Origin of the sequence: Methylobacter sp. BBA5.1 (assembly GCF_000746145.1) — a bacterium.
Classification (GTDB): Bacteria; Pseudomonadota; Gammaproteobacteria; order Methylococcales; family Methylomonadaceae; genus Methylobacter; species Methylobacter marinus.
The window spans coordinates 92,484-117,600 of sequence record NZ_JQKS01000019.1 but is presented as its reverse complement, the minus strand read 5'-3'; the positions used below and the strand labels follow the sequence as shown (position 1 = coordinate 117,600).

The following is a 25,117-nucleotide window of genomic DNA, read 5'->3' as shown; positions in this document are numbered from 1 at the left end:
GTGGTCATCCGCAATACCCGCCGTATTCGGCTGCTGCTGAGCAGTCATTATCCCTTCCAATCCTTGTTTCGATCTGTCTGCCAACGCCTGTGCCCTGATTAGCACTCGGTAAGTGCTGTGCCCGGCACGCTATAAACAACGGGGTAAGGGGGAGCTGTGCCTGAAAATCGGCAATCAACCCTGAAAACAGCCCGTTGAACTTCTCCTCCAAAAAATATCAGTCGTTTCTGGTCGTCGAGTGCCTCTGAGGGGCGGCTTCATGGGGCTGATGAAATATCCGGGTTAGTGTATTACCATCAGTCAGGCTTTCGAACCTTCAAATGGTTTTACCAAAAGCATGTGCAACGCTATTGGCAATCTGAATTCCCCAAGCTGTTGATCTATAAGCGATTTATTGAAGTCATACCAGAAGTATTGGGGGCTCTCACTGCCTTTATGAACAGTCGTCGCGGCGTCTCGGCAGGCATCGCTTTTATTGATTCAACACCGCTATGTGTTTGCAAAAATATTCGCATTCCGCGACACAAAACCTTTGCCAATGAAGCGGGACGAGGAAAATCATCTACCGGTTGGTTTTATGGCTTTAAACTACACCTCATCGTTAACGACCAAGGCGAAATCCTGTCATTTTGTATCACCGCTGGCAATGTCGATGATAGAAAACCGGTGCCCAATCTGGTGAAGTCATTGACTGGCAAGTTGTTCGGTGACCGGGGCTATATTTCGAAGCCATTAGCTCAACTGTTAGCCGCCCAGGATATTACCTTGATTACCACCTTGAAAAATAACATGAAAGCTCAAGCCATTGATGCTTTTGATAAATTGCTGCTGCGTAAACGAAGCCTCATCGAAACGATCAATGACCAACTCAAGAATATTGGCGATCTTGAGCACTCGCGGCATCGCTCGTTGACCAATTATATGTCCAATATTATCGCGAGTTTGGTCGCTTATTCCTATCAGGATAAAAAGCCGGCTCTCCAATTACGTGAGGCTGATTTACTACCTCTTTTACAGAATGCTTAAACCGAACTCAGGTTAATTAAGACTGGCTCATGGCAAGCCCCCTGCGCATATAACTTTCCGGCGGCCTGTACCACGTTACTTCCCGTGGTACAGACGCGAGGATATTTATTTTTCAGAGGCCGATCGGAAGGCGTGGCTGGAGCTGTCGACCAAGTATGCAAGTGCTTCAACTGGCGTTGTCATGCTTACTGCCTGATGAGCAACCATTACATGCGGCGGTGGAAACCCCGGAAGGAAATCTCGCCCAAGGCATGCGCCGGTGGACTCGGCACCCGTTTCAAAAATGAGATGCAAAGCTTAATGACCATGAACTCCACGTTATTTTAAAAAAAACCGAAAACTTGACCGCGTGAAGTATATCAAAGCCTTATTTGTTATTTCTGAACTCCGAAGTGAATAAGATGCGGCGTTTAACCTCGTTTTTAGTGTGCCTGGCCCTGATCGCTCAAGGCTGCGCGACGCAAACGCTGTATCCGGAGAGTTCCCTGGAAACCGAGGATGCGGCGTGTCTGCGCTGGCTCGAAAACATCGACGCCAAGCTTGCCGAACATAATCTCGAAGATGCGGGGACGGTGCGCATAGCCGGTTTCCCGCATCTTCGGATCGACCGCTTTCTCGCCTCATTGAGCAACCGGGCGATGACGGATCAAAATGCCTTTGCGCAATGGCTGGAAAATTTGCGGCGGCTTGATGAAAAGGCAAGGCAACCTGAGTTTGCCAACTTGCCCGCCGTGCACAAGAGCGCGCTGATGTCCGAACTGCCGCAAGGAGAAAGCTTCGGGCAAGGTGTGCGGCGTTGCGGCAAGCGCTTAGCCAACCTGAACCTGAAAGACCCCGGACACCAGCGCATGTTGTTGCAACGGGCAAAAGTACCCGATGCCTATCAAACCTGGAAAAGAGCCGCTGGTGCCTATGCGCTGACCCAATATGCTGCGGCGGTGGGCATTGAACGCCTGCATCGGAAGCTGAACGAAAGCTTTCAACAACCGCTGGCGCAACAGCCGGTGCAAGGCCGCCTGATACAGTACGCTGCCCCGCAAACAACGTCTTTGGCTGCGGCGGACATAGCCGCAATACTGCGTCCGGCTTACGACAATCCCCTGGCTATTCCCTCATTGCCCCCGGCGCAATTGCAGAGATTATTTGAACGTTTTGCCCCCCTCTGGGAAATCGATACGCGCAACGATAACGATAAAATCGGCGCGGTTATGCTCGATGCCGAAGGACAGCCGCGAATCGATACCGCAAAACCCGCCGTTTACACCCGGCATGCGTTCACCCGCTGGCACGGCAAAACACTGCTGCAATTGGTCTACCAAATCTGGCTGCCGGCGCGGGAAAAAACCGGTCTATTCGATTTATACGGCGGCCCGCTGGATAGCATTATTTGGCGCGTCACGCTGAGCCCCGAAGGGTCGCCGATCGCCTTTGACAGCATGCACGGCTGCGGCTGCTATTATCTATTGTTTCCCGGTCCGGGCTACCGCGCGATAGCGCCAAAAGACGGCGAGGAGCCGGTACTCAGTCCGATGTCGATGCCTGAAATACCCTCCGATAAACGTCTACTGCTCCGTTTGGCAACCCGCACTCATTATTTGCAGCAATTAGCCGTTGTTCCCGATAGCCCTGATCACACCGCGCGGCGCTATGCCTGGCAGGAATCTGAGCAGTTGCGCTCGATGCCCCTGCAAGACGACGCATGGCGCAGTCTTTTCGGTGCGGACGGGATTATCAATGCCAGCCGGCGCGCCGAACGCTTTCTGTTCTGGCCTTTCGGTATCGCCAGTCCCGGCGCGATGCGGCAATGGGGCACCCATGCGATTGCCTTTATCGGCAGACGCCATTTTGATGATCCGCTTTTACTGGAAAAGCTGCTGGCGCGCGAATAAGCCTTTAATGCGCTTAACTTATCCGGTCAAGTATTCTGCACAACGATATTAGGGAATTTGCTGCTGAAATCCTTGGCTTTCAGCGCCAGCCTAGCCGCGGTCTTGCGGGCGATTTCCCTGTAAATCTGCGCCGGGCGCCCGTCGGGGTCGGCCACGACCGTCGGCCGGCCGCAGTCGGCGAATTTGCGGATGGCAATATCCAGCGGCAGCGAGCCCAGAAACTCGACCTTGTTCTTCTCGGCCATGGCCTTGCCTCCGCCCTCGCCGAAAATGGCTTCTTCATGACCGCAGTTGCTGCAGATATGGATGCTCATGTTTTCCACGATGCCCAGCACCGGCACATTGACCTTTTCGAACATGCCGAGACCGCGCTGAGCGTCGATCAGGGCGATGTCCTGCGGCGTCGTGACGATGATCGCGCCGCTGACCGGAATCTGCTGCGCCAAAGTCAGCTGAATATCGCCGGTGCCGGGCGGCAAATCGATAATCAGATAATCGACATCGGTCCAGTTGGTATCTTTCAGCAACTGCTGCAAGGCATTGGTTACCATCGGCCCGCGCCAGATCATCGGCTGATCGGCGTCGATCAGGTAACCGATAGAATTGGTCTGCACGCCGTAAGAGACTTTCGGCATCATGGTTTTGCCGTCCTCGCTGGCCGGATAGCCGGAAAGCCCCAGCATGGTCGGAATGCTGGGGCCGTAAATGTCGGCATCGAGAATGCCGACCTGCGCGCCTTCAGCCGCCAGCGCCAGCGCCAGATTGACCGCAGTCGTGGATTTGCCGACGCCGCCCTTGCCCGAGGCCACGGCAATAATGTTTTTGACGTTGGGCAACGGCTTCAAGGCCTGCTGCACGGCATGCGAGACAATGTTCACCGAAACTTCGACCGTCACATCGCCTATGCCGGCCAGTGCTTTCAGGTGCTGTTCGACGGCCGCCTTAAGCTCGGCCAGGTAACTTTTGGCCGGATAACCCAGTTCCAGTTTAACGCTGACGTTTGCGCCATCGACGGCAATTGCTTTAACCGATTTTGCGGAAACCAGATCGGTGCCATTGTTGGGATCGATAAACGTACTCAGCAGTTTTTCTATCGCGGCCTTTTCGATGCTTGCCATGACTATGCTCCATGTTGGGAAGAGAAGGATGAGTAATAACCAAGTGATTTACTATGGAATAGAAGGCATTTTACAGCTTTTCTTTTATAATGCACATTTTAGCGCCCGCTACTCGGTAGTGCGCTTATTTTGTGCCATAATACACGGTTCGTTTTGTCTTCGTACTGCTTGCTATTTAATTAATTATGTCGGATAGAAAAATTCTCGTCACCAGCGCTTTACCTTACGCCAACGGCCCTATTCATCTCGGACATCTGGTTGAATACATTCAAACGGATATCTGGGTCCGTTTTCAGAAACAACGCGGCAACCAGTGCTACTACGTTTGCGCGGACGACACGCACGGCACGCCGATCATGCTCAAAGCCGATCGCGAAGGCATCACGCCGGAAGCGCTGATCGCCCAGGTCGGCAAGGAACACCTGGCCGACTTTACCGAATTCGGCATCGCATTCGACCATTATCACAGCACCCATTCCGACGAGAACAAGATTTTTTCATCGCTGATCTACGAACGCCTGCGCGATGCCGGCCACATCAGCTCGCGCACGATCACGCAGGCGTACGACCCGGTCAAGAACATGTTCCTGCCCGACCGGTTCATCAAAGGCGAGTGCCCCAAGTGCGGCGCGGCCGATCAATACGGGGACAGTTGCGAAGCCTGCGGCGCCACCTATTCACCGACTGAATTGAAAAACGCCGTTTCCGCCGTATCGGGTGCGAAACCGGTGGAAAAGGAATCCGTCCATTACTTCTTCAACCTGGCCGATTTCGCCGGCCTGCTCCGGCACTGGACCAAATCCGGCCACCTGCAGCCGGAAGTCGCCAACAAGCTCGACGAATGGCTGGAAGCCGGCCTGCAGCAATGGGACATTTCCCGCGACGCGCCGTATTTCGGCTTCGAGATTCCCGATGCCCCGGGCAAGTATTTTTACGTCTGGCTCGACGCGCCTATCGGCTATATGGCCAGCTTCAAGAGCCTGTGCGACAAGCAGGACCTGGACTTCGACGCGTTCTGGGGCAAGGACAGCAATGCCGAGCTGTACCATTTCATCGGCAAGGACATCATTTACTTCCACGCCCTGTTCTGGCCGGCCATGCTCAGCGGCGCCGGTTTCAGGACGCCCAGCGCCATTTTCGCGCATGGCTTTTTAACCGTGAACGGCGAGAAAATGTCCAAGTCGCGCGGCACGTTCATCAAGGCCCGGACCTATCTGGAGCATCTGAACCCCGAATACCTGCGCTATTATTTCGCCGCCAAACTGAGCGCCGGCGTCGATGATCTCGACCTGAATTTCGACGATTTCAGCCAGCGCGTGAATTCCGATCTGGTCGGCAAGGTTGTCAATATCGCCAGCCGCTGCAGCGGCTTCATCAAAAAGCGCTTCGACAACAGACTGTCGTCGCGCTGTTCGGAGCCGGCTCTGTTCGCCGAATTCGTCAACGCCCATAAGCAAATCGCCGAATTCTATGAGACGCGCGAATTCGCCAAAGCCATGCGCGAGATCATGGCGCTGGCCGACAAAGCCAACCAGTACATCGACGAGAAAAAACCCTGGCTGATCGCCAAGGAAGAAGGCAAGGATGCCGAACTGCACGAGGTCTGCTCGATGGGCATCAACCTGTTCCGCATGCTGGCGGCCTATCTGAAACCGGTCATCCCGGCACTGGCGTCCGAAGCCGAGCAGTTCCTGAACATTGCCTCGCAAGCCTGGCCGGCAGCCGGCGCACAACCGTTGACAGACCATGTCATCAACGATTTCAAACCGCTGATGACGCGTGTCGAGCCTGATAAAATCGCCGCCATCATAGAGGCCTCCAGGGAGAATCTGGAAAAAACGACCGAACCGCCCAAAGCCAAGGCCCGCACCTGCGACCCGATCGCCGATACCATCGAATTCGACGATTTCGCCAAACTGGACCTGCGCATTGCACGCATAGTCAAAGCCGCCCCCGTCGAAGGCGCCGACAAGTTATTGCAACTGACCGTTGATATCGGCGATGAAACCCGCAACATTTTCGCCGGCATCAAATCGGCTTACGCACCGGAAGATCTGGAAGGCAAATTGACGGTCGTGGTCGCCAATCTGGCTCCGCGCAAAATGCGTTTCGGCGTTTCGGAAGGCATGGTGCTGGCGGCGGGCCCCGGCGGCAAGGATTTATGGGTGCTGCACCCTGATAATGGCGCGCAGCCGGGTATGCGCGTTAAGTAATTTAGTAGTAGAGAGTTAGAAATGTTTTGTTACCACTGTCAGGAAGCCAAAAAAAACATCGCCTGTGATTCCGCCGGTATCTGCGGCAAAAAAGAAGATGTCGCCAGTCTTCAGGATTTATTAGTGTATGTTCTGAAAGGTTTGTCTTTTTACGCGCATAAAGCCAGACAACTGGGCATAAGCGATGCCAGAACCGACCGGTTTACCGCTCGGGCATTGTATTCCACGGTGACCAATGTCAATTTCGACCCGACCGTGTTCGTTTCCCTGATACAGGAAGCCGTGCAACGTAAAAATCATCTGTGCCACCGGTTTACCGCCGCGTTCGAAGCACAGAACGGCGTTGCCTTCAGCGAACCGGTGCCCGATGAAGCCGCCTGGCAATACACCGATGTCTCGGAAGCGGCCTTTGTGGCACAAGGCGAAACGGCCGGCGTCATGCAGATTCCGGCGCTGGACGACGACTGCCATGCCCTGCGCGAATTACTGGTGTACGGCCTGAAAGGCCTGGCGTCGCTGATCGAACATGCCGAAGCGTTGGATTTTTCCGATGCCGAATTGTATGCCTTCCTGCACGAGGCGCTGGCTTTCAGCATGAAAACCGACAGCCCGCTCGATGAACTCATGGCCATGACCTTGAAATGCGGCGAGCACGGCTTAGCCGCTTTCGCCCAGCTCGACAAGGCCAATACCGCGCGCTTCGGCGCCCCGGTTCCGACCAAAGTCTATTTCGACAGCTGGGACAAGCCGGGCATACTGGTTTCAGGCCATGACCTGCGCGACATCGAAGACCTGCTGGAGCAGACCGCCGGCACCGGCATTGACGTTTACACGCACGGCGAAGCCATTGCCGCGCACGCCTATCCGGCCTTGAAAAAATACTTCAATCTGGCCGGCAATTTCGGCGATGCCTGGCAGGAGCAGCGCACCGATTTCCAAAAATTCAACGGCCCGATTCTGATCACCACCAACAGTATTCAGCAGCAAAAAGGCAACTACAAAGACAAGATTTACACGACCGGCATGGTAGGTTGGCCCGACATACCCCATATCGCCGACCGCCGCCCCGGCCGGCGCAAGGATTTCACCCCGCTGATCGAGCAAGCCAGGCAATGCGAGCCGCCCAGCCAGCTCAGCGACAATACGACGACCCTCGGCTATGCCCATCAATCGCTGCACAACTATCTGAACCAGATCGCCGCGGGCATTCAGAACGGCGCCATCCGGCGCCTGATCGTGCTGGCTGGCACCGACGGCCGTCACAAGGAGCGCCGATACTACACGCAGTTCGCCGAAGCGCTGCCTCAGGATACGCTGATCCTGACCGCGGGCGATACCAAATACCGTTTCAATACACTGCCTCTCGGCGACATCAACGGCATTCCGCGCCTGCTGGACGCCGGCCAGAGCAATGATTTTTACTCGTTACTCGTGTTCCTGAAAGATCTGCAGCAGACTCTGGGCCTTGACGACCTTAACGCACTGCCAGTATCTTTCAGCATCGCCTGGTATGAACAGAAAACCATTCTCATGCTCCTGGCGCTGTTGGCGCTGAACATTAAACACGTGCGCCTGGGCCCGACCCTGCCGCCTTTCTTCACGGACACCGTCAAGGACAGGCTGACCGAACAATTTGCCTTGAAAGGCATAGACACGGTTGAAAACGATGTCGCGGCGATAATGGAAGGACATTGACCTGGACGTGATCGATCGAATTAACGCTTTACTGCCGCAAACCCAATGCGGCCAATGCGGCTTCAAAGGCTGCAAACCCTACGCCGAGGCCATCGCTGCCGGCACGGCGGACATCAACCAGTGTCCGCCCGGCGGTGATGAAGGCATTATTGAAATCGCACGTTTGCTGGGCGTACCGTCCAAACCGCTCAATACGCGATTCGGCCGGCACAAGCCCAAACAGGTCGCATTCATTATCGAAGACGACTGCATCGGCTGCACGAAATGCATCGCCGCCTGTCCTGTCGATGCGATCTTGGGCGCGTCCAAATGCATGCATACGGTCATCGCCTCGGAATGCACGGGCTGCGAGCTGTGCATCTCGCCCTGTCCGGTCGACTGCATCGTCATGAAACCAGCTCCCCAGCCGGCGCAAAAGGCCGAACAAGCGCAAAAAGCCATGCGCCGCTACGAGGCGCGCTGTCTGCGCCAGGCACGGGCAGAAGCGGAAAAAGCCGAGCGCGCGCGCAAGAAAAAAGAAGCCTTGCTGAAACTGAAATCGTTCAAGCGATGAACACCGAGAAACGCCGAATCATCTTTGACCGCCTGGCCGAAGCCATCCCCGAGCCCAAGACCGAGCTCCGGTATGAGACACCGTTTGAGCTGCTGATCGCGGTCGTGCTGTCAGCCCAGGCCACCGATAAAGGCGTCAATAAAGCCACGGCCAAACTGTTTCCTGTCGCCAATACGCCCGAAACCATTCTGGCACTGGGACTGGAAGGTCTGAAGGACTATATCAGGACGATCGGCTTGTATAACAGCAAGGCGGCCAATATCATGACGCTCTGCCAGCAACTGCTCGACCGGCATGCGGGCCAGGTGCCGCGGACGCGGGAAGAACTGGAAGCGTTGGCCGGCGTCGGCAGAAAAACGGCCAATGTCATGTTGAACACCGCGTTCGGCCAGCATACGATTGCGGTCGACACGCACATCTTCCGCGTCGCCAACCGTACCGGCATCGCACCCGGCAAAAACGTGCTGGAAGTAGAGCGGAAGCTGGAGAAATGGGTGCCCAAACAGCATAAAAGAGATGCCCATCATTTATTGATATTGCACGGCCGTTACACCTGCATTGCCAGAAAGCCGCGCTGCCAGAGCTGCGTCATTGAAGATTTGTGCGAATACCCGGACAAAACAGTCGATTAGCGAAAAACTCAGTGGCAGGAACTTGGCTAAGGCTGTATAGTCTGTGTAATTCAGTATTTGAACAAGCGGATATTCATCCGCTGTTCAGTTGTGCTTGATACCATACGCCGCACCCGATGCAGCTTATGTATCATTGTTTATATACCCGGGAGTCAATATGAAAAAAACCAACAAAACACCTTTCGCAGCGGCCATGGGAACCGCGTTTCTGTCTACCTTTGCCGCGACCGCAGCCAACGCCGAAGCCAACCCCTTCGCCATGACCGACATGAACAACGGTTATATGCAAGTGGCTGAAGCCAGCAAATCCGGCGAAGCCATGCCCGGCATGAAAGAAGGCTCATGCGGCGAAGGCAAATGCGGCGGCGCCATGCAATCCGCGCCTAAAACCGTGGAAGGTGCTTGTGCTGGCAACAAGCCTGCCCCTAAAGCGGCGGGTAAGGCGACAGAAGGCAAATGCGGCGAAGGCATGTGCGGCGCCATGATGGAAGGCGGCAAAATGAAAAAAGGCATGGAAAACATGTGCGGCGCCATGATGAAAGGTAAAGAAGGCGCTTGCGGCGCCATGCAAAAAGGCGAGAAAGGCGCGGGCCAGGAAAAAGTCAGCCCTAAAGCCGCAGCCGGCGAATAAGCCTCAAGCAGGTTTAGGAACGGGAATGAAATAAGACCCGCAATTGAGGCAGGATTTCTGTTCATATTCAACGACTGCATGGATGCAGGAGGTAGAGCAACGCATGGAGCAGTTGCCGAGGCGCGCAAACAGGCGCATAGCAAGCTATGAAACTGTTTGCGCAACGCCGAAGAGGGACAGAAAGACAAGTCAGTTGCGGGAGTTATAAAATTCACGTTCCTTATAGCCACCAAAAGAGGGCATGAACATCATGCCCTCCCGCTTTAACCCCATACACAGGTGTTCTTATGGACACAACTCTAAATCTCGTGCACGGCGCCGGCCTGGGCCTGCGTCGGTCGTTTCTCAGTGAAATCGTCGAAAACCCGCCCAAAGAAGTCGACTTCTATGAAGTCGCGCCGGAAAACTGGATCACGATAGGCGGCAAACTGGGCAAGCAATTTCGGGCCATGACCGAACGCTTTGACTTTGTCTGCCACGGTCTGTCCCTATCGATAGGCAGCACCGATCCGCTCGACGAAAAGTTCGTGCGGCAAGTCAAAGACTTCATGGCCGAACACCAAATCAAATTCTACAGTGAGCACTTGAGCTATTGCAGCAAGGAAGGTCATCTGTATGACCTGATGCCCATGCCGTTCACGCAGGAGGCCGTCTCGCACGTGGCCGCCCGCATCAGGCGCGTTCAGGACATACTCGAACACAGAATCGCTATCGAAAACGTCTCGTATTACGCCGCCCCGGGCCAGGAAATGGCCGAAATAGACTTCTTCAACGCCGTCGTCGAGGAAGCGGACTGCGACGTGCTGATCGACATCAACAATATTTACGTGAACAGCGTCAACCACGGCTACGATGCCGAGGCCTTCCTGAAAGCCATCCCGGCCGAGCGCATCGCTTACGCGCATATTGCCGGGCATTATGTGGAAGCCGAGGATTTCCTGGTCGACACGCATGGCGCCGACATTATCGATCCGGTCTGGAAACTGCTAGGTAAGGCCTATGAGCTTTACGGCGTATTCCCGACCCTGCTGGAGCGGGACTTCAACATTCCCTCTTTGGCGGAGCTGGTGCAGGAAGTCCGCACCATCCGGACGATACAGAACGCCTGGAAAAGCCAGCATGAAAAACAGACCGCCTGAAACCGCCAAGCGCGTCGACTTCAAAGCCAAACAGCGTGAATTTGCGGCCTATATCCGGAACCCTGAAAACAATCCGGCGCCGGCCGATGTCAAGGCCCAGCGCATGGCCATGTACCGCGAACTGTTCTTCAACAATGTCGAAAGCTTCCTGTCCAGCAGTTTTCCGGTCCTGCGCAGGATTCTCGATGACCGGCAATGGTTCAGGCTGGCCCAGGATTTTTTTGCCAGCCACCGCTGCCAGTCGCCCTATTTTTCCGAAATCCCGGAAGAGTTCCTCGATTACCTGCAGAACGAACGCGACAATCCCGACGATTTGCCGTTTCTGCTCGAACTGGCGCATTACGAATGGGTGGAAATGGCGCTGTCGACCGCCAAAGTCGAGGTAGCGGTAAACAGTCGCGCCGACATCGAAAACCTGCCGGACAAACGCATCATTCTGTCACCGCTGGCCTGGCCGCTGGCTTATCAATACCCGGTCCAGCGCATATCGCCCGATTATCTGCCGCTCGAGGCACCGGAACAGCCGACCTTCCTGATCGTTTACCGCGATATCGATGACCAGGTGCATTTTTCCCAGATCACGGCGATCACCTACAGACTGCTGCAACTGATCCAGGAAAACGAAGGACTGAAGGCGGAGGATTACTTAAGCCAGGTGGCGGCAGAGGCCCAGCACCCCGACCCGTCCCGGATCATCGAAGCGGGCCTGGCGATATTAAACGAATGGGCCGAAAAAGCGATTATTACGGTAATCGCCTGAAATACCGTTAAGGGGGCGACTCAAGTCGCCCATGGGCGGATATACCCTCAAGAGATCAATACATCCGCCCTTCTCAATCTCAACGCCTTATTGCTACCTGCCAAACAACTTAGGTCCCTTGGGCTGGGCTTTCTGCTGCAGGCAGTGATAAGCCGCGTTTTCATACTTGATCACTAAAGACCGCGTGTTTTTATGCTCGGTGATGAATTTCTTGGCTTCCGCGGCCGTCAGATCCTTCATCAGGAAAGTCGCGATACACATGCAGTCCTCGGAGAGCCGTTTTTTGTCGTACTCTTTATTGACGGAATTTTGCAGTTCCCTGGCCACGCATTGATCGGCGAACTGGTGCTCGAACGTATGTTTTTGAATATCGGTCACTGGCACATCATGCGAATGATCGAAAGGATCATGCACGGCGGCGGTGCTGGCCGGCTTTTGTTGCTTTTGCTCTTCCTTGTCATCCGAGCAGCCTGTCACGGACAGTGTCAGAATTGTGCCGATACAGGCCGCAAAAAAGAAATTCTTTGTCAATGTAATCGTTTTCATAAATTCAGGTCGTAATAGTTAGAGTCTTAATCGGCTATACAGGAAAAAACCTTGGCAGGCCGTCCGCGATAAACGCAGAACTTTATCATTTTATGCCGCTTCGTTCTACTGATCATCGGTTAATGCGAAGCGCCAATATCCGGGTAAACCGCCAGGCCCTTTCTCCGAAGGAAGCGGGACCCATCGGTTCACATCATAGCAAGCCATTTAGCCTCCGCCTCGATACAACCGGCGCGATTATTTGAAAAAATATGCCTTTAAGCTCGCTAGCGAACATAACCGGGGATCGTCACTATGTAAGATTAGGTGTGAATAAAAGCGATCTGGAGAAGGCCATGACCACGACCAACAAAAGTCAGTCGAATAAAAGCACCGCGCCCAAATGCGCTCATCCCGGCTGCAACTGCCCGGCGCGGCCGGGCGAGAAATACTGCAGCGATCTTTGCGAGAACTTAGTGGGCTCGGACATGTGCGCGTGCGGACATGCCGAATGCAAAGGCAAGACGGGGGCACATCATCATGAAAGATAATGTCAGCGATTTTCTCCTGCACCGCCTGTCCGAATGGGGCGTCAAACGCATTTTCGGCTATCCGGGCGATGGCATCAACGGCGTGTTCGGCGCTCTGAACCGGGCCTCCGACATGATTGATTTTGTCCAGGTGCGGCACGAGGAGACGGCCGCTTTCATGGCCTGCGCGCATGCCAAATTCACCGGCGAAGTCGGTGTCTGCGTCGCCACTTCGGGGCCCGGTGCGATTCATCTGTTGAACGGCCTGTACGACGCCAAGCTCGACCATCAGCCCGTGGTCGCGATCGTGGGCCAGCAAAAGCGCGCCGCCCTGGGCGGCAATTACCAGCAGGAGGTCGACCTGATCTCGCTGTTCAAGGACGTCGCGCATGAATACGTGCATATGGTTTCAACGCCTGCGCAAATGCGTCATATTGTCGACCGGGCCATGCGTATTGCCCAGTCCGAGCATAATGTGTGCTGCATCATCATCCCTAACGATGTGCAGGAAATGGAGGCCGAAAAGCCGCCCCGCAAGCATGGCACCATCCATTCCGGGATCGGCTACGAAGCCCCTCGCACCGTGCCTCACGCCGAAGAATTGCAGCGCGCCGCCGATATCCTCAATGCCGGAGACAAAGTTGCGATGCTGGTCGGCGCCGGGGCGCTGCATGCCACGGATGAAATTCTCGAAGTGGCCGACCTGCTCGGGGCCGGCATTGCCAAGGCGCTACTGGGCAAAGCCGCCGTGCCCGACGACATCTCCTATGTAACCGGCTCCATCGGCTTGCTGGGCACCCGGCCCAGCTACGAGATGATGACCGACTGCGACACGCTGCTGATGGTCGGCTCGAGTTTTCCCTATTCCGAATTCCTGCCCGAGGAAGGCCAGGCACGCGGCGTGCAGATCGACATCAACGGCCGCATGCTCAGCATCCGCTACCCGATGGAAGTGAATCTGGTCGGCGACAGCGCCGAAACGCTCAGATTGCTGATACCGCTGCTGCATAAAAAAGAGGAGCGCAGCTGGCGCCAGCGCATCGAAAAGAATGTCGCCGAGTGGTGGGAAACCCTGGAGGACCGGGCCATGGAATCGGCCAACCCGATCAATCCGCAACGCGTCGTTCAGGAACTGTCGCCGCGCCTGCCCGATGATTGCATAATCACCTGCGACTCCGGTTCCGTCACCAACTGGTACGCGCGCAATCTGAAAATCCGGCGCGGCATGATGGCCTCGCTGTCCGGCGGGCTGGCCACCATGGGCGGCGGCGTGCCTTACGCAATGGCGGCCAAATTCGCCCATCCGGAACGCCTGGTTATCGCGCTGATCGGCGACGGTGCCATGCAGATGCTGGGCATGAACGAAATGCTCACGATCGGCAAGTATTGGCGGCGCTGGAGCGACCCGCGCCTGATCGTCATGGTGCTGAACAATCGCGACCTGAACCAGGTTACCTGGGAACAGCGCGCCATGGCCGGCGACCCGAAATTCGATGCCTCGCAGGATCTGCCCGATTTCCCCTATGCGCGCTTCGCCGAACTGGTCGGCCTCATGGGCATCCGCGTCGACCAGCCGGAACAGATCGCTGATGCCTGGGACCGGGCGCTCGGCGCCGACCGCCCGGTGGTGCTGGAAGCCTATGCCGACCCCGACGTGCCGCCTTTGCCGCCGCATATCACCTTCAAGCAGGCCAAAGCCTATGCCTCGGCGATCCTGCAGGGCGATCCGGATTCCGTCGACATTATCAAGGCTTCCATGAAACAAATCTTTTAGCCTGGACAATGTCCCGACCCAACCATGCCGGCTACAACGGCGCACCTATCGCCAGTCTGCAAGGCTCAGCCTTTCGGATTCCGACCGCCGCGCCGGAATCCGACGGCACGCTTGAATGGACGGCAACGACGCTGATACTGGCCGAAGCCCGTGCGAGCGGCAAGACCGGCATCGGCTTCAGCTATGCGGATGCCGCGGCGGCCAGGCTCATTAACGACCGGCTGGCGGCGGTGGTGATCGGTTGCGACGCGCTGGCGGTGGCCTGCTGCTGGGAAGCCATGGTAGCCGTCATCCGCAATCAGGGGCGGCCGGGCATTTGCTCGATGGCCATTGCCGCCGTCGATAACGCGCTGTGGGACTTGAAGGCGCGGCTTCTCGAGCTGCCCCTGGTGTCCCTGCTTGGACAGGCGCGCGCGGCGGTGCCGGTCTACGGCAGCGGCGGCTTTACCTCCTGCCCGACTGCCAAGTTGCAGGAACAGCTGGCCGGCTGGACGGACCGGGGCATCACCCGCGTCAAGATGAAAGTCGGCCGCGAACCGGAACAGGATCCGGCGCGCGTCGCGGCCGCGCGTGCCGCGATCGGGCCGGCCCATGAGTTGTTTGTCGATGCCAACGGCGCTTATTCGCGCAAGCAGGCCCTGGCCATGGCGCGGACCTTTGCCGAAACGGGGATGTCCTGGTTCGAGGAGCCTGTCTCCAGCGATGATCTTGAAGGCCTGCGCTTGATCCGCGACCGGGCACCGCCGGGCATGGACATCAGCGCCGGCGAATACGGCTACGACAGCGTGTACTTCCGGCGCATGCTGGAGGCCGGCGCCGTCGACGTGCTGCAAGCCGACGCGACGCGTTGCGCGGGGATAACCGGCTTCCTGCAGGCCGCCGCCCTGTGCCGGGCCTTCAATGTGCCGCTGTCCAGCCACTGCGCGCCGGCCATGCATGCGCACGTCTGCCGCGCGGCCGCGCCGGTACGGCATCTGGAATATTTCTACGACCATGCGCGCATCGAGACGCTGCTGTTCGACGGCGCGCTCGAACCGGTCAACGGCGAGCTGGCGCCCGACCTTTCCCGGCCGGGCTCGGGGCTAGTGTTCAAGCATGCCGATGCACGGCCCTATGTGGTTTAATCCATGAGCCAAAGTCATGATTAATCCTTCTCTTAACATCGCCGCCCTCGCCGCCGAGCTAAGCCGGAACATTGAGGGCGAAGTGCGCTTCGATGACGGCAGCCGCGCCCTATACGCCACCGATGCCTCCAATTACCGTCAGGTGCCCATCGGCGTGGTCGTACCGAAATCGATCGACGATGTCGTCGCCACGATCGCGGCCTGCCGTCGGCACGGCGCGCCCGTGGTCTCGCGCGGTGGCGGCACCAGCCTGGCGGGCCAGTGCTGCAATGTCGCCGTGGTCATGGACCTGTCCAAATACCTCAATCGTATCCTTGAACTCAACCCCGACGCCAAAACCGCACGGGTCGAGCCCGGCTGCGTGCTCGATGACCTGCGCGAGGCCGCCGAACAGCATCATTTAACCTTTGCGCCCGATCCGGCCACGCACACGCACAACACGCTGGGCGGCATGATCGGCAATAACTCCTGCGGCATCCATGCATTGATGGGCGGCAAGACCGTCGACAACATCATCGAGCTCGACATACTGCTCTACGACGGCACGCGCCTGACCGTCGGCCGCACCGATGCTGTTGAATTCGACCTTATTGTCACCGAGGGCGGACGGCGCGCCGACATCTATACGCGGCTGAGAGCGCTGACCGACAAAGAGGCCGACCGAATCCGCCGCCGCTACCCGAAAATCCCGCGCCGCGTCTCCGGCTATAACCTGGACGAGCTGCTGCCGGAAAACGGCTTTAATGTGGCCCGCGCCCTGGTCGGCTCGGAAGGCACCTGCGCCGTGGTGCTGGCCGCCCTGGTGCGGCTGGTTGACAGTCCGCCGGTCCGCTCGCTGCTGGCGCTCGGCTATCCCGATGTATTCAGCGCCGGCGACCACGTGCCCGAGGTACTGGCGCACCAGCCTATCGGCCTTGAAGGCCTGGACGACCGCCTGGTAATGGATATGGACGCTATCAGCCTGCATCCCGAAAAAGTCGAACTGTTGCCCGAAGGCGGCGGTTGGCTGCTCGCCGAATTCGGCGGCCATGATCAACACGAGGCCGATGCGGCGGCGAAAGCCTGCATGGACGCGTTAAGGCAGTCGGACAATCCGCCAGCAATGAAATTGTTCAGCGATGCCAAGACCCAGAAAAAAGTCTGGAAAGTGCGCGAGTCGGGGCTGGGCGCGACCGCCCATGTCCCGGATAAGAAAAACACCTGGCCGGGCTGGGAGGACGCCGCCGTACCGCCCGACAAAGTCGGCGCCTATCTGCGCGATTTACGCCGGCTGCTGGACCAATATGGCTACGGCTGCGACCTGTATGGCCATTTCGGCCAGGGCTGCATCCATACCCGCATCGATTTCGATCTGGAAACGGAGGCCGGCATCCAGACCTTTCATGCCTTTTTGCACGAAGCGGCCGACCTGGTCGTCAGCTATGGCGGCTCGCTGTCCGGCGAGCACGGCGACGGGCAGGCCAGAGCGGAATTTCTGCCGAAAATATTCGGCGAGGAATTGGTGCAGGCATTCCGTGACTTCAAATCGATCTGGGACCCGGACGGGAAAATGAACCCGGGCAAGGTCGTCGACGCCTATCCGCCGACTGAAAACCTGCGCCTGGCCGGTTTCCAGCCGGTCCAGCCGCTGACGCACTTCCGCTATCCGAAGGACAAGGGCCAGTTCAGCCAGGTCGTTCTGCGTTGCGTCGGCGTCGGCAACTGCCGCCAGCACCATGGTCAAACCATGTGCCCCAGTTACCGGGTGACGCGCGAGGAAAAACACTGCACGCGCGGCCGGGCCCGGCTGCTGTTCGAGACCCTGCGCGGAGAGGTCATTACCGATCGCTGGCAGAGCGAGGCCATGAAAGAATCGCTCGATCTGTGCCTGGCCTGCAAAGGCTGCAAGGGCGATTGCCCGGTCAAGGTCGACATGGCGACCTACAAATCCGAGTTCATGGCCCATTATTACCAGCACAAGCGCCGTCCGCGCCAGGCTTACGCGTTCGGCTGGATCGACCGATGGGCAGCGCTGGCGGCCCATGCGCCGGGGCCGGTCAACTGGCTGGCGCAGGCGCCCGGCATCGGCGGGCTCATCAAAACCGTGGCCGGCGTGTCCTCGCAACGCCGCCTGCCGCGCTTTGCGCCGGAAACCTTCCGGCACTGGTTCAAGCATCGTGCACCCGGCAATGCCGGCAAGCCGGCCGTCATGCTCTGGCCGGACACGTTCAACAATCATTTTCACCCGGCAACCGCCAAAGCGGCCGTCATGGTGCTGGAAGCGGCGGGGTTTCAGGTGCACGTGCCCGAACGGCAAATTTGCTGCGGCCGGCCGCTGTATGACTTCGGCATGCTCGATCAGGCCAGGCGCCAGTTGCGGCGGATTCTTGCCGATCTGCGCCCGGCCATCGATAGCGGCATGCCTGTTGTCGGCCTGGAACCTGCCTGCGTCGCGGTCTTCCGTGACGAACTGGTCAATCTCTTCCCTGAGGATGAAATGGCGCAACGGTTGAGCCGGCAAACCTGTTTCTTTAGCGAATTCCTGATCAAAGAGGCGCCGGATTTCCCGTTTCCGAAGCTGGCGCGGAAAGCCTTGTTGCACGGACATTGCCACCAGAAGGCCCTGGCCGGCCTGGAGCACGAGCAAGCCCTGCTCGACAGGCTCGGGCTGGACTGGCAGGATCTCGACTCGGGCTGCTGCGGCATGGCCGGCTCGTTCGGATTCGAAACAGACAAAGCCGAACTGTCGGCACAGATCGGCGAGCTGGTTTTATTGCCGGCGGTACGCAACGCCCCGCCTGACACGCTGATCGTGGCCGACGGCTACAGTTGCCGCGAGCAGATCGGACAGCTGACCGCGCGGCGAGGGCTGCATATGGCGGAAGTCATACTCATGGCGATGCAAAATGGGGAAACCCGAAACGGTTAACCTGAATATTTCACCATGAAGGACACGAACGCCGCCATCCCTGGGGTCGTTCGTGAACGCTGTGGTGTTTATGAAATATCCGGGCTAACCCTCTCTTTGGCTATAACCGTTATCGAGTTGCTGGTCAATCTGACGCACTTTAGCTCATTGCCGTTGTCAGAAGGAAAAATAACGCGATTGCCCTGACAACTCTGCCCAGGCTGTTTATAAATGATTCCGGGACTGGTAAACGGCGGCCCTGGAATTATCAGCATCCGCTTGTGGCGGAAAAATTTTGAGAGGGAGGCGACTCGAATGCAGGCTAAGCCCATAAAGTTATTTACGTTTGCAGAACTGGCGGTCTTATCGTTACCGACATCTTTGACGCTTTACCCTGTTGAAATCGCAGGCACTTCCTCGATCCACATGATGATCCCTATCGGGCTAATGACGACGGCGGCCGCCATTGTGCCAGTTTTGGAAAGCGGCTCATGACGGGGTGGGTAACCAGGCACTGGCGTGCCCTGCTGCTCTGGACGCTGGGGCTTTTTGCCGGGCTCACCCTGCTGGCGCTGATGATCGCTTATTCGGGGATTTACAACATAGCGGCCAGCGCCGGCCATCCTGCCTGGATGGAATGGGTTCTGCAGCTGGGCAAGGAGCGTTCGGTTAAATTCAACAGCCGGTCCGTCAAGCCGCCGAAACAGGATTCCGCCGACCTGGTGCCGCTTGGCGCCGCGCACTTTCAAAGCACCTGCGCCACTTGTCACGGGGCGCCGGGCCAACCGCTCAACCCGGTTTTCGGGCATATGCTGCCTTCGCCTCCCGATCTGCAAAAACACGCGCATCACTGGACGCGCGAGCAGTTGTTCTGGATCGCGCGCCACGGCATTCAATTCACCGGCATGCCGGCCTGGAGCGGCGCGGGCCGCGATGATGAAGTCTGGGCGGTCGTGGCTTTTCTGGAAGCCCTGCCGTCCATGTCCGAGACCGATTACCGACGCTATGCAGGCGGCCATAGCGAAACGCAAGGCTATTCCGCCGGCGCGTTCGTCAGTCAGGGGCGGCCCCGGCTTGACCTGACCGCCTGCAGCCGCTGCCACGATACGGCCGGAGCGGCGCCGCCCAGTCCTTATGTGCCACATATTGGCGGCCAGAATGAGGCTTATCTGAGAAGGGCGCTGCATGAATATCGCGACGATTCCCGGCAGAGCGGCTTTATGGAGCCTGTCGCGGATGACCTCGATGACGAGCAAATCGATCGTTTGGCCGCCTATTATGCCTCTCTGCCGCCTTCCCCCCGCCAGCGTCCACGGCCTTCCTCTCCGCAGCTGCGCGAGCAGGGCCGCCAGCTCGCGGAACAGGGCGATCGTGCACGCAAGGTTCCGGCCTGCCTCTCATGCCACGGCGCGAACGGGCGATCGGACTATCCGCGCCTGGCCGGCCAGTCGGAACAGTATATCCGGCGGCAATTGCAGGTCTGGCGGCGAGGCGGCCGTCATAAAACCCCGCACGGCGCCATGATGTCGGTTGTCGCAAAGCGGCTGACGGACCAGCAGGTCGAGGCCGCCGCATCGTTCTTCGCGGGTCGGCCGCCACAGGCTGATCGCGTTCAGGAAGAGGCTTCGGCGCCATGAAAACGGCCCGCCCTCGCCTGCTGCCGTTTGTGGCCCTAACGCTGCTGACCCTGGCGGGCTGCGCCGGCGAGCAATCGGCATTTGCGGGGCTCGGGCCGGTTTCGTCGCGCATTACGCTGCTGACCTGGATCATGTTCATCGCCGCCGCGCTGATAACGGTTTTCATCTGTCTGTTGCTGTTTGTCGCCATCGCCGGTCCCGCCGACTGGCGGCGCCAGCTGACCCAGGTCAAAACCGTGGTGCTGGGCGGCATCGTGTTCCCGGTCGTGACCTTGAGCGCCCTGCTGATTTACGGCTTTTCAATATTGCGCGTCGGGGAAAACCTGATACAGGCGGAAAATGCCCTGCGTATCTCGGTGGTGGGCGAACGCTGGTGGTGGCGGGTTATTTATCGACACGACGATGGCCATACGACGGAAGCCGCCAATGAGATACGGATTCCCACGGGACGCCCTGTCGAAATCGAGCTATCGACGGCAGACGTGATTCACAGTTTCTGGCTGCCGGCCTATGCCGGCAAGGTCGATATGATCCCCGGCCGCATCAATCGCCTGCATTTCTCCGCCGACAAGCCCGGCATCGTGCGCGGCCAATGCGCGGAATACTGTGGCGGCGCCCATGCGCTGATGGCTTTTTATGCCGTGGCCATGCCCCCCGACGACTATGACGCGTGGCTCGCCAGGGAAAAGGCGGATGCGGAACCGGCGCGCGGACACGCGGGCGAACGGCTGTTTTTAACCAGCGGCTGCGGCGGCTGCCATACCGTACGCGGCACCCGGGCCGACGGCAAAGAGGGACCGGACCTGACACACGTCGGCGGCAGATTGTCGATCGGCGCCGGCATACTGCCGAACACCCCGGAAAGTTTTGGCCGCTGGATCAGCCGGCACCAGCAGCTTAAGCCGGAGAATCTGATGCTACCCTACGACTTCTTTACCGAAAGCGAGCTTCAGGCTTTGTCGGCTTACCTTAAAAGCTTGGAATAACCCCCATGGTCGATTTTAATGAACTCAGCCTGACCATTAACATGTCGATCTTTGTGGCGGCCGCCTGCGCGGTCTGGATCTCCGGCACCAAGATCGCCGCCTACGCCGATGAGATGGCCAAGCGCTATGCCCTCAGCCAGGCGCTGCTCGGCCTGTTGCTGCTCGCCGGCGTGACTTCGCTGCCGGAGATCGCCACCAGCTTTACCGCCGCGCGCAGCAACAATGCCGCGCTGGCGGTCAATAATTTGCTCGGCAGTATCGCCATGCAGGTGGCGTTACTGGCCATCGCCGACATCTTGTTCGGCAGGCGGGCGCTGACCTCGGTAGTGCCCAATCCGGTGGTGATGCTGGAGGGGGCGCTGAACATTTGCCTGCTGGCCTTTGTAGCCGTCGCCGTGCTGGTCGGCGACGTACCGTTTCTGGGCGCCGGCGCCTGGTCATGGGGCTTGTTCGCGGCCTCCATCTACAGTTTTGTTAAAATCAGCGAAGTCGATAAACGCCGCCCCTGGGTAGTCGGCGATGCCAAAAATCACGTGCGCGGCCAAGAGGGCAGTCAAGATGAAGATGACAAAGCGCGTCCTCTCAAAAACGACAGTCTGGCCCGGCTCATCGTTAAAGCGGCCATCGGCGCGCTGACAATCCTGTTCGCGGGCTATGTCGTCGCAACCGTCGGCGATGTGATCGCGCGGCAGACCGGCCTGGGCGCATCCTTTGTCGGCGTGGCCTTCGTGGCTATCGCGACATCGCTGCCGGAGGCCAGCACCGTGTTTGCCAGCGTGCGCCGCGGCCTTTATACGATGGCCATCTCCGACATCCTGGGCACCAACATTTTCAATGTGACGCTGCTGTTTGGCGTCGACGCCCTCGCGGCCGGACAGCCGGTGTTATCCCGCGTCGGCCGTTTTTCCGCGGTTGGCGCCTTGCTGGGGCTGACTGCCACGGGCTTGTTTCTGATGGGGCTCATCGAACGCGCCGACCGCACGATCTGGCGCATGGGAACCGACTCGGCGGCGGTGCTTGCCGTGTATGCCGGCGGCATGGTTCTGCTTTATACCATGAGGGGGGGATAGTGGCGAACGAGGACAAAGCGACGTTACCTAACAGCCTGCCGCGCCCGGACGGCGAAAAGGATGAATTGCTGCGTATCTGGAAAACGCCAACCGGGTGGCGCTGGCTTACGGCCGTCAACAATACGGTCGTAGGGCTGCTGTATCTGGGCGCCGCTTTTGCTTTTTTCGTGCTCGCCGGCCTGCTCGCGCTGGCCATGCGCACGCAGCTGGCCGTGCCCGAGAACGATCTGCTCAGCCAGGATCTGTACAACCAGGTTTTTACCGTGCACGGCACGACCATGATGTTCCTGTTTGCGGTCCCGGCCATGGAAGCGCTGGGCGTGCTGCTGCTGCCGCAAATGCTGGCCGCGCGCGACCTGCCGTTTCCGCGTCTGAGCGCTTTCGCCGTCTGGGCCTATATCATCGGCGGCTCGGTGTTTTTCTCTACGGTTTTTTACGATCTGGCGCCTAAGGGCGGCTGGTTCATGTATCCGCCTTTGACCCTGACGGCCTATTCGCCCGGCGACAATGCCGATTTCTGGCTGTTAGGGATAGGGTTTATTGAAATCTCCGCCATCGCGGGCGCCATTGAGATTATCGTCGGCACGCTGAAGACGCGTCCGCCCGGCATGTCGCTCGATAAGCTGCCGATTTTCGGCTGGGCCATGCTGGTTTTCGCCGGCATGATCGTCGTGGCGTTCCCGGCCGTCATTCTGGCAACTATGTTTCTGGAAATCGAACGGTCTTTCGGCTGGCCGTTTTTTACCGCCTCGCGGGGCGGCGATCCTCTGCTTTGGCAGCATCTGTTCTGGTTTTTCGGCCATCCCGAGGTCTACATTATTTTCCTGCCCGCGGCCGGACTGGTGTCGATGATCGTGCCGGCCATGGCGCGCACGCCGATCATCGGTTACAAGCTGATCGTCGTGGCCCTGATCGCCACCGGTTTTTTCAGTTTCGGCTTGTGGGTGCATCACATGTTCGCCACCGGCATCCCCGCGCTCAGCCTGGCCTTTTTTTCGGCGGCGAGCATGGCCGTAGCCGTGCCGTCCGGCATTCAGGTTTTTTCCTGGATCGCCACCATCGCTTCGGCCAAGGGCCGGTTTCAGTCGACCACACCGGCGCTGTTCGTGCTGGGCATGCTGTTTATTTTCACCGTCGGCGGGCTGACCGGCGTCATGGTGGCCATGGTGCCGTTCGACTGGCAGGCGCACGATACCTATTTCATCGTCGCGCATCTGCATTATGTGCTGATCGGCGGCATGGTGTTCCCGCTGTTCGCGACCTTCTATTACTGGGCGCCGATGCTCAGCACGCGCATGCTGTCCGAGCGGCTGGGAAAATGGGCCTTCTGGCTGATCTTTATCGGCTTCAATGTCGCTTTCCTGCCCATGCATGTTTCCGGTCTGCTGGGCATGCCCCGCCGCATCTGGACGTATTCGGAAGCGTCGGGCTGGGGGACCTATAATATGATCTCCACGCTGGGCGCTTACCTGATCGGGGCGGGCGTGTTGGTTTTCATCATCGACCTGCTGCGCAATTTCCGGGTCGGGGAAGGCGGCGAGCCCAATCCCTGGCAAGCCGGGACCCTGGAGTGGCTGCCTTCGGATGTGTATTCCACGCGCTCCATTCCGCACGTGACCAGCCGCGAGCCTCTGTGGATGCAACCCGACCTGTCCGAACAGGTCGAGGCGGGGCGGCATTATCTGCCCAATGCCCCGACCGGCGGGCGCGAGACCATCATTACATCGACCGTTGACGCCCGGCCGCAATACATCATCCAAATGCCGGGCCCGGGCTGGGGGCATTTCCTGGCCGCCGCCTTCACCGCCGCCTTTTTTTTGCTGCTGACCATCAAAGCGGTTGCCCCGGCGCTGGTTTGCGGCGCGCTGGCCGTCGTTTGCTTCCTGGTCTGGGTATGGGAGCTTGACAAAGGCCCCGGCAAAGGACCGGTATCTATCGGCGCGGGGCTTGAGCTTCCCATCTATGTCACCGGCCCGATCGGGCATGGGTGGTGGGCCATGGTGATCCTGATGCTGGTCGCCGGCTCGCTTTATTTCGCCTATCTGTTTTCCTATCTGTATATCTGGACGGTATCGCCCGAGCTATGGCCGTCCGAAGCACAGCATCTGCCAGGCTTGCGGTGGCCGGTGATAAGCGCCCTGTTGTTCATTGCCGGCGCGGCATGTTTTGCCATCGCGAAAAGAACCTTGGCCGAACCCGGCAGCCGGCATCCGTGGACGCCGCTGCTGATCCTGGCGGGCGCCCTGTCGAGCGTGGCAGCCGTGGGCCTGGAGATCGGGTGCCACTGGCAGGCGGGCCTGAGGCCCGCGGCATCGAGCTACGGGGCCTTGGTATACATGGCCGGCATTCTAACCGGGCAGCTGGTTTTTGCCATGCTGATTATGGCGCTGTTTGTGATCGCGCGGCACTTTACCGGCAAGCTCGACCGCGTGCGTTCCGCCACGCTGGAAAACACCAGCCTGCTGGCTTACTACATCGCGGCGCAGGCGCTGATCGGTCTGCTGGTGATTCATGGCTTCCCGAGAATGATTGCGTTATGACGGCACCGAAACCGCCTTTTGCCGGAAAACCGCTTGGCGCCCTGCTGATCGCCATGGCCGGCCCGCTGATTTGGGCGCTGCATTTTGCCGTGGTCTACGGGACTCAGCATGTCGTCTGCGCCACTCTCGCCGGCAGCCGCGCCGCTTTTTGGGTGTATCTGGCGGTTTTCGCGGCAACCGCCGTGGCGTTGCCGGCGTTACTGCTGTTAATCGTCAAGCCCGGTATTGCGCGGCATACGGTAAGGCGCGGAGCGGTAACGAAACGGGCGCAGGCGTTTCTGACAGGTATCATGCGCTTGCTGGCGCTGTTGTCCTTTTTTGGCGTGTTATGGGCCGGCAGCGCGGCACTGCTGCTGCCGGCCTGCGCGTCGCTCGCATGACCGGAGGC

General features: G+C 58.5%; 21 protein-coding genes. 19 read left to right on the top strand and 2 right to left on the bottom strand.

Annotated elements, in window-relative coordinates; translation table 11 throughout:
- The first annotated feature begins 285 nt into the window (after positions 1–285).
- Positions 286–1,026: an IS982 family transposase gene (locus EK22_RS13120; RefSeq protein WP_200882601.1), complete on the top strand. Its 741-nt coding sequence runs from the start codon at positions 286–288 to the stop codon at positions 1,024–1,026.
- A gap of 401 nt (positions 1,027–1,427) precedes the next feature.
- Complete coding sequence (locus EK22_RS13115; RefSeq protein WP_152565100.1) at positions 1,428–2,915, top strand: hypothetical protein; 1,488 nt, start codon at positions 1,428–1,430, stop codon at positions 2,913–2,915.
- 26 nt (positions 2,916–2,941) lie between these two features.
- Here EK22_RS13115 and apbC read toward each other — a convergent pair whose 3' ends face one another.
- On the bottom strand, positions 2,942–4,033 hold the full coding sequence (gene apbC, locus EK22_RS13110; protein WP_036251605.1) for an iron-sulfur cluster carrier protein ApbC: 1,092 nt from the start codon (positions 4,031–4,033) through the stop codon (positions 2,942–2,944).
- Positions 4,034–4,218: 185 nt separating this feature from the next.
- On the opposite strand from apbC, the gene metG reads away from it, so the two are divergent.
- The 7 genes from metG to EK22_RS13075 all read left to right on the top strand — a co-directional run bounded on the left by metG (position 4,219) and on the right by EK22_RS13075 (position 11,656).
- Positions 4,219–6,246: a methionine--tRNA ligase gene (gene metG / locus EK22_RS13105; RefSeq protein ID WP_036251603.1), complete on the top strand. Its 2,028-nt coding sequence runs from the start codon at positions 4,219–4,221 to the stop codon at positions 6,244–6,246.
- Positions 6,247–6,267: 21 nt separating this feature from the next.
- Positions 6,268–7,941, top strand: a complete 1,674-nt coding sequence (hcp, locus tag EK22_RS13100) for a hydroxylamine reductase (protein ID WP_036251601.1) — start codon at positions 6,268–6,270, stop codon at positions 7,939–7,941.
- Between the two features lie 7 nt (positions 7,942–7,948).
- Positions 7,949–8,494 carry an electron transport complex subunit RsxB gene (gene rsxB, locus EK22_RS13095; RefSeq protein WP_036251598.1) on the top strand — a complete coding sequence of 182 codons (546 nt, stop codon included), beginning with the start codon at positions 7,949–7,951 and terminating at the stop codon, positions 8,492–8,494.
- A complete protein-coding gene (nth, locus tag EK22_RS13090; RefSeq protein ID WP_036251595.1) occupies positions 8,491–9,126 on the top strand; it encodes an endonuclease III in 636 nt (211 codons plus the stop codon). The genes rsxB and nth overlap by 4 nt, the downstream gene beginning before the upstream one ends.
- A gap of 157 nt (positions 9,127–9,283) precedes the next feature.
- The gene (locus EK22_RS13085; protein ID WP_020158304.1) at positions 9,284–9,757 is read left to right on the top strand and encodes a hypothetical protein; all 474 of its coding nucleotides are present in this window, start codon (positions 9,284–9,286) and stop codon (positions 9,755–9,757) included.
- A 287-nt stretch (positions 9,758–10,044) separates the two neighbouring features.
- Complete coding sequence (locus tag EK22_RS13080) at positions 10,045–10,896, top strand: HvfB family MNIO-type RiPP peptide maturase (protein WP_020158306.1); 852 nt, start codon at positions 10,045–10,047, stop codon at positions 10,894–10,896.
- Entirely contained in the window at positions 10,877–11,656 is a 780-nt protein-coding gene (locus tag EK22_RS13075) for an HvfC family RiPP maturation protein (RefSeq protein ID WP_036251593.1), read from the top strand. The genes EK22_RS13080 and EK22_RS13075 overlap by 20 nt, the downstream gene beginning before the upstream one ends.
- A gap of 93 nt (positions 11,657–11,749) precedes the next feature.
- On the opposite strand, the gene EK22_RS13070 is transcribed toward EK22_RS13075, so the two are convergent.
- A complete protein-coding gene (locus EK22_RS13070; protein WP_020158308.1) occupies positions 11,750–12,202 on the bottom strand; it encodes a hypothetical protein in 453 nt (150 codons plus the stop codon).
- Between the two features lie 308 nt (positions 12,203–12,510).
- Here EK22_RS13070 and EK22_RS13065 point away from each other — a divergent pair, with 308 nt between their 5' ends.
- From EK22_RS13065 to EK22_RS13020, 10 genes are all read left to right on the top strand, one after another.
- Complete coding sequence (locus tag EK22_RS13065; RefSeq protein WP_020158309.1) at positions 12,511–12,732, top strand: hypothetical protein; 222 nt, start codon at positions 12,511–12,513, stop codon at positions 12,730–12,732.
- Positions 12,722–14,485, top strand: a complete 1,764-nt coding sequence (locus tag EK22_RS13060; protein WP_036251591.1) for a thiamine pyrophosphate-requiring protein — start codon at positions 12,722–12,724, stop codon at positions 14,483–14,485. Before EK22_RS13065 ends, EK22_RS13060 begins: the two co-directional genes overlap by 11 nt.
- An 8-nt stretch (positions 14,486–14,493) precedes the next feature.
- Entirely contained in the window at positions 14,494–15,609 is a 1,116-nt protein-coding gene (locus EK22_RS13055) for an enolase C-terminal domain-like protein (protein WP_051961891.1), read from the top strand.
- Between the two features lie 16 nt (positions 15,610–15,625).
- Positions 15,626–18,517 (top strand): FAD-binding and (Fe-S)-binding domain-containing protein, encoded by a 2,892-nt coding sequence (locus EK22_RS13050; protein WP_036251589.1) that lies wholly within the window; start codon positions 15,626–15,628, stop codon positions 18,515–18,517.
- A gap of 210 nt (positions 18,518–18,727) precedes the next feature.
- The gene (locus EK22_RS13045; protein WP_036251587.1) at positions 18,728–18,991 is read left to right on the top strand and encodes a hypothetical protein; all 264 of its coding nucleotides are present in this window, start codon (positions 18,728–18,730) and stop codon (positions 18,989–18,991) included.
- Complete coding sequence (locus tag EK22_RS13040) at positions 18,988–20,133, top strand: c-type cytochrome (protein WP_036251584.1); 1,146 nt, start codon at positions 18,988–18,990, stop codon at positions 20,131–20,133. The genes EK22_RS13045 and EK22_RS13040 overlap by 4 nt, the downstream gene beginning before the upstream one ends.
- Positions 20,130–21,119, top strand: a complete 990-nt coding sequence (gene coxB / locus EK22_RS13035) for a cytochrome c oxidase subunit II (RefSeq protein ID WP_036251582.1) — start codon at positions 20,130–20,132, stop codon at positions 21,117–21,119. Before EK22_RS13040 ends, coxB begins: the two co-directional genes overlap by 4 nt.
- Before the next feature lie 5 nt (positions 21,120–21,124).
- Complete coding sequence (locus EK22_RS13030) at positions 21,125–22,189, top strand: sodium:calcium antiporter (protein WP_036251580.1); 1,065 nt, start codon at positions 21,125–21,127, stop codon at positions 22,187–22,189.
- On the top strand, positions 22,189–24,729 hold the full coding sequence (gene ctaD, locus EK22_RS13025) for a cytochrome c oxidase subunit I (protein WP_036251577.1): 2,541 nt from the start codon (positions 22,189–22,191) through the stop codon (positions 24,727–24,729). The genes EK22_RS13030 and ctaD overlap by 1 nt, the downstream gene beginning before the upstream one ends.
- Positions 24,726–25,109 (top strand): hypothetical protein, encoded by a 384-nt coding sequence (locus tag EK22_RS13020; protein WP_036251574.1) that lies wholly within the window; start codon positions 24,726–24,728, stop codon positions 25,107–25,109. The genes ctaD and EK22_RS13020 overlap by 4 nt, the downstream gene beginning before the upstream one ends.
- Positions 25,110–25,117 lie beyond the last annotated feature (8 nt).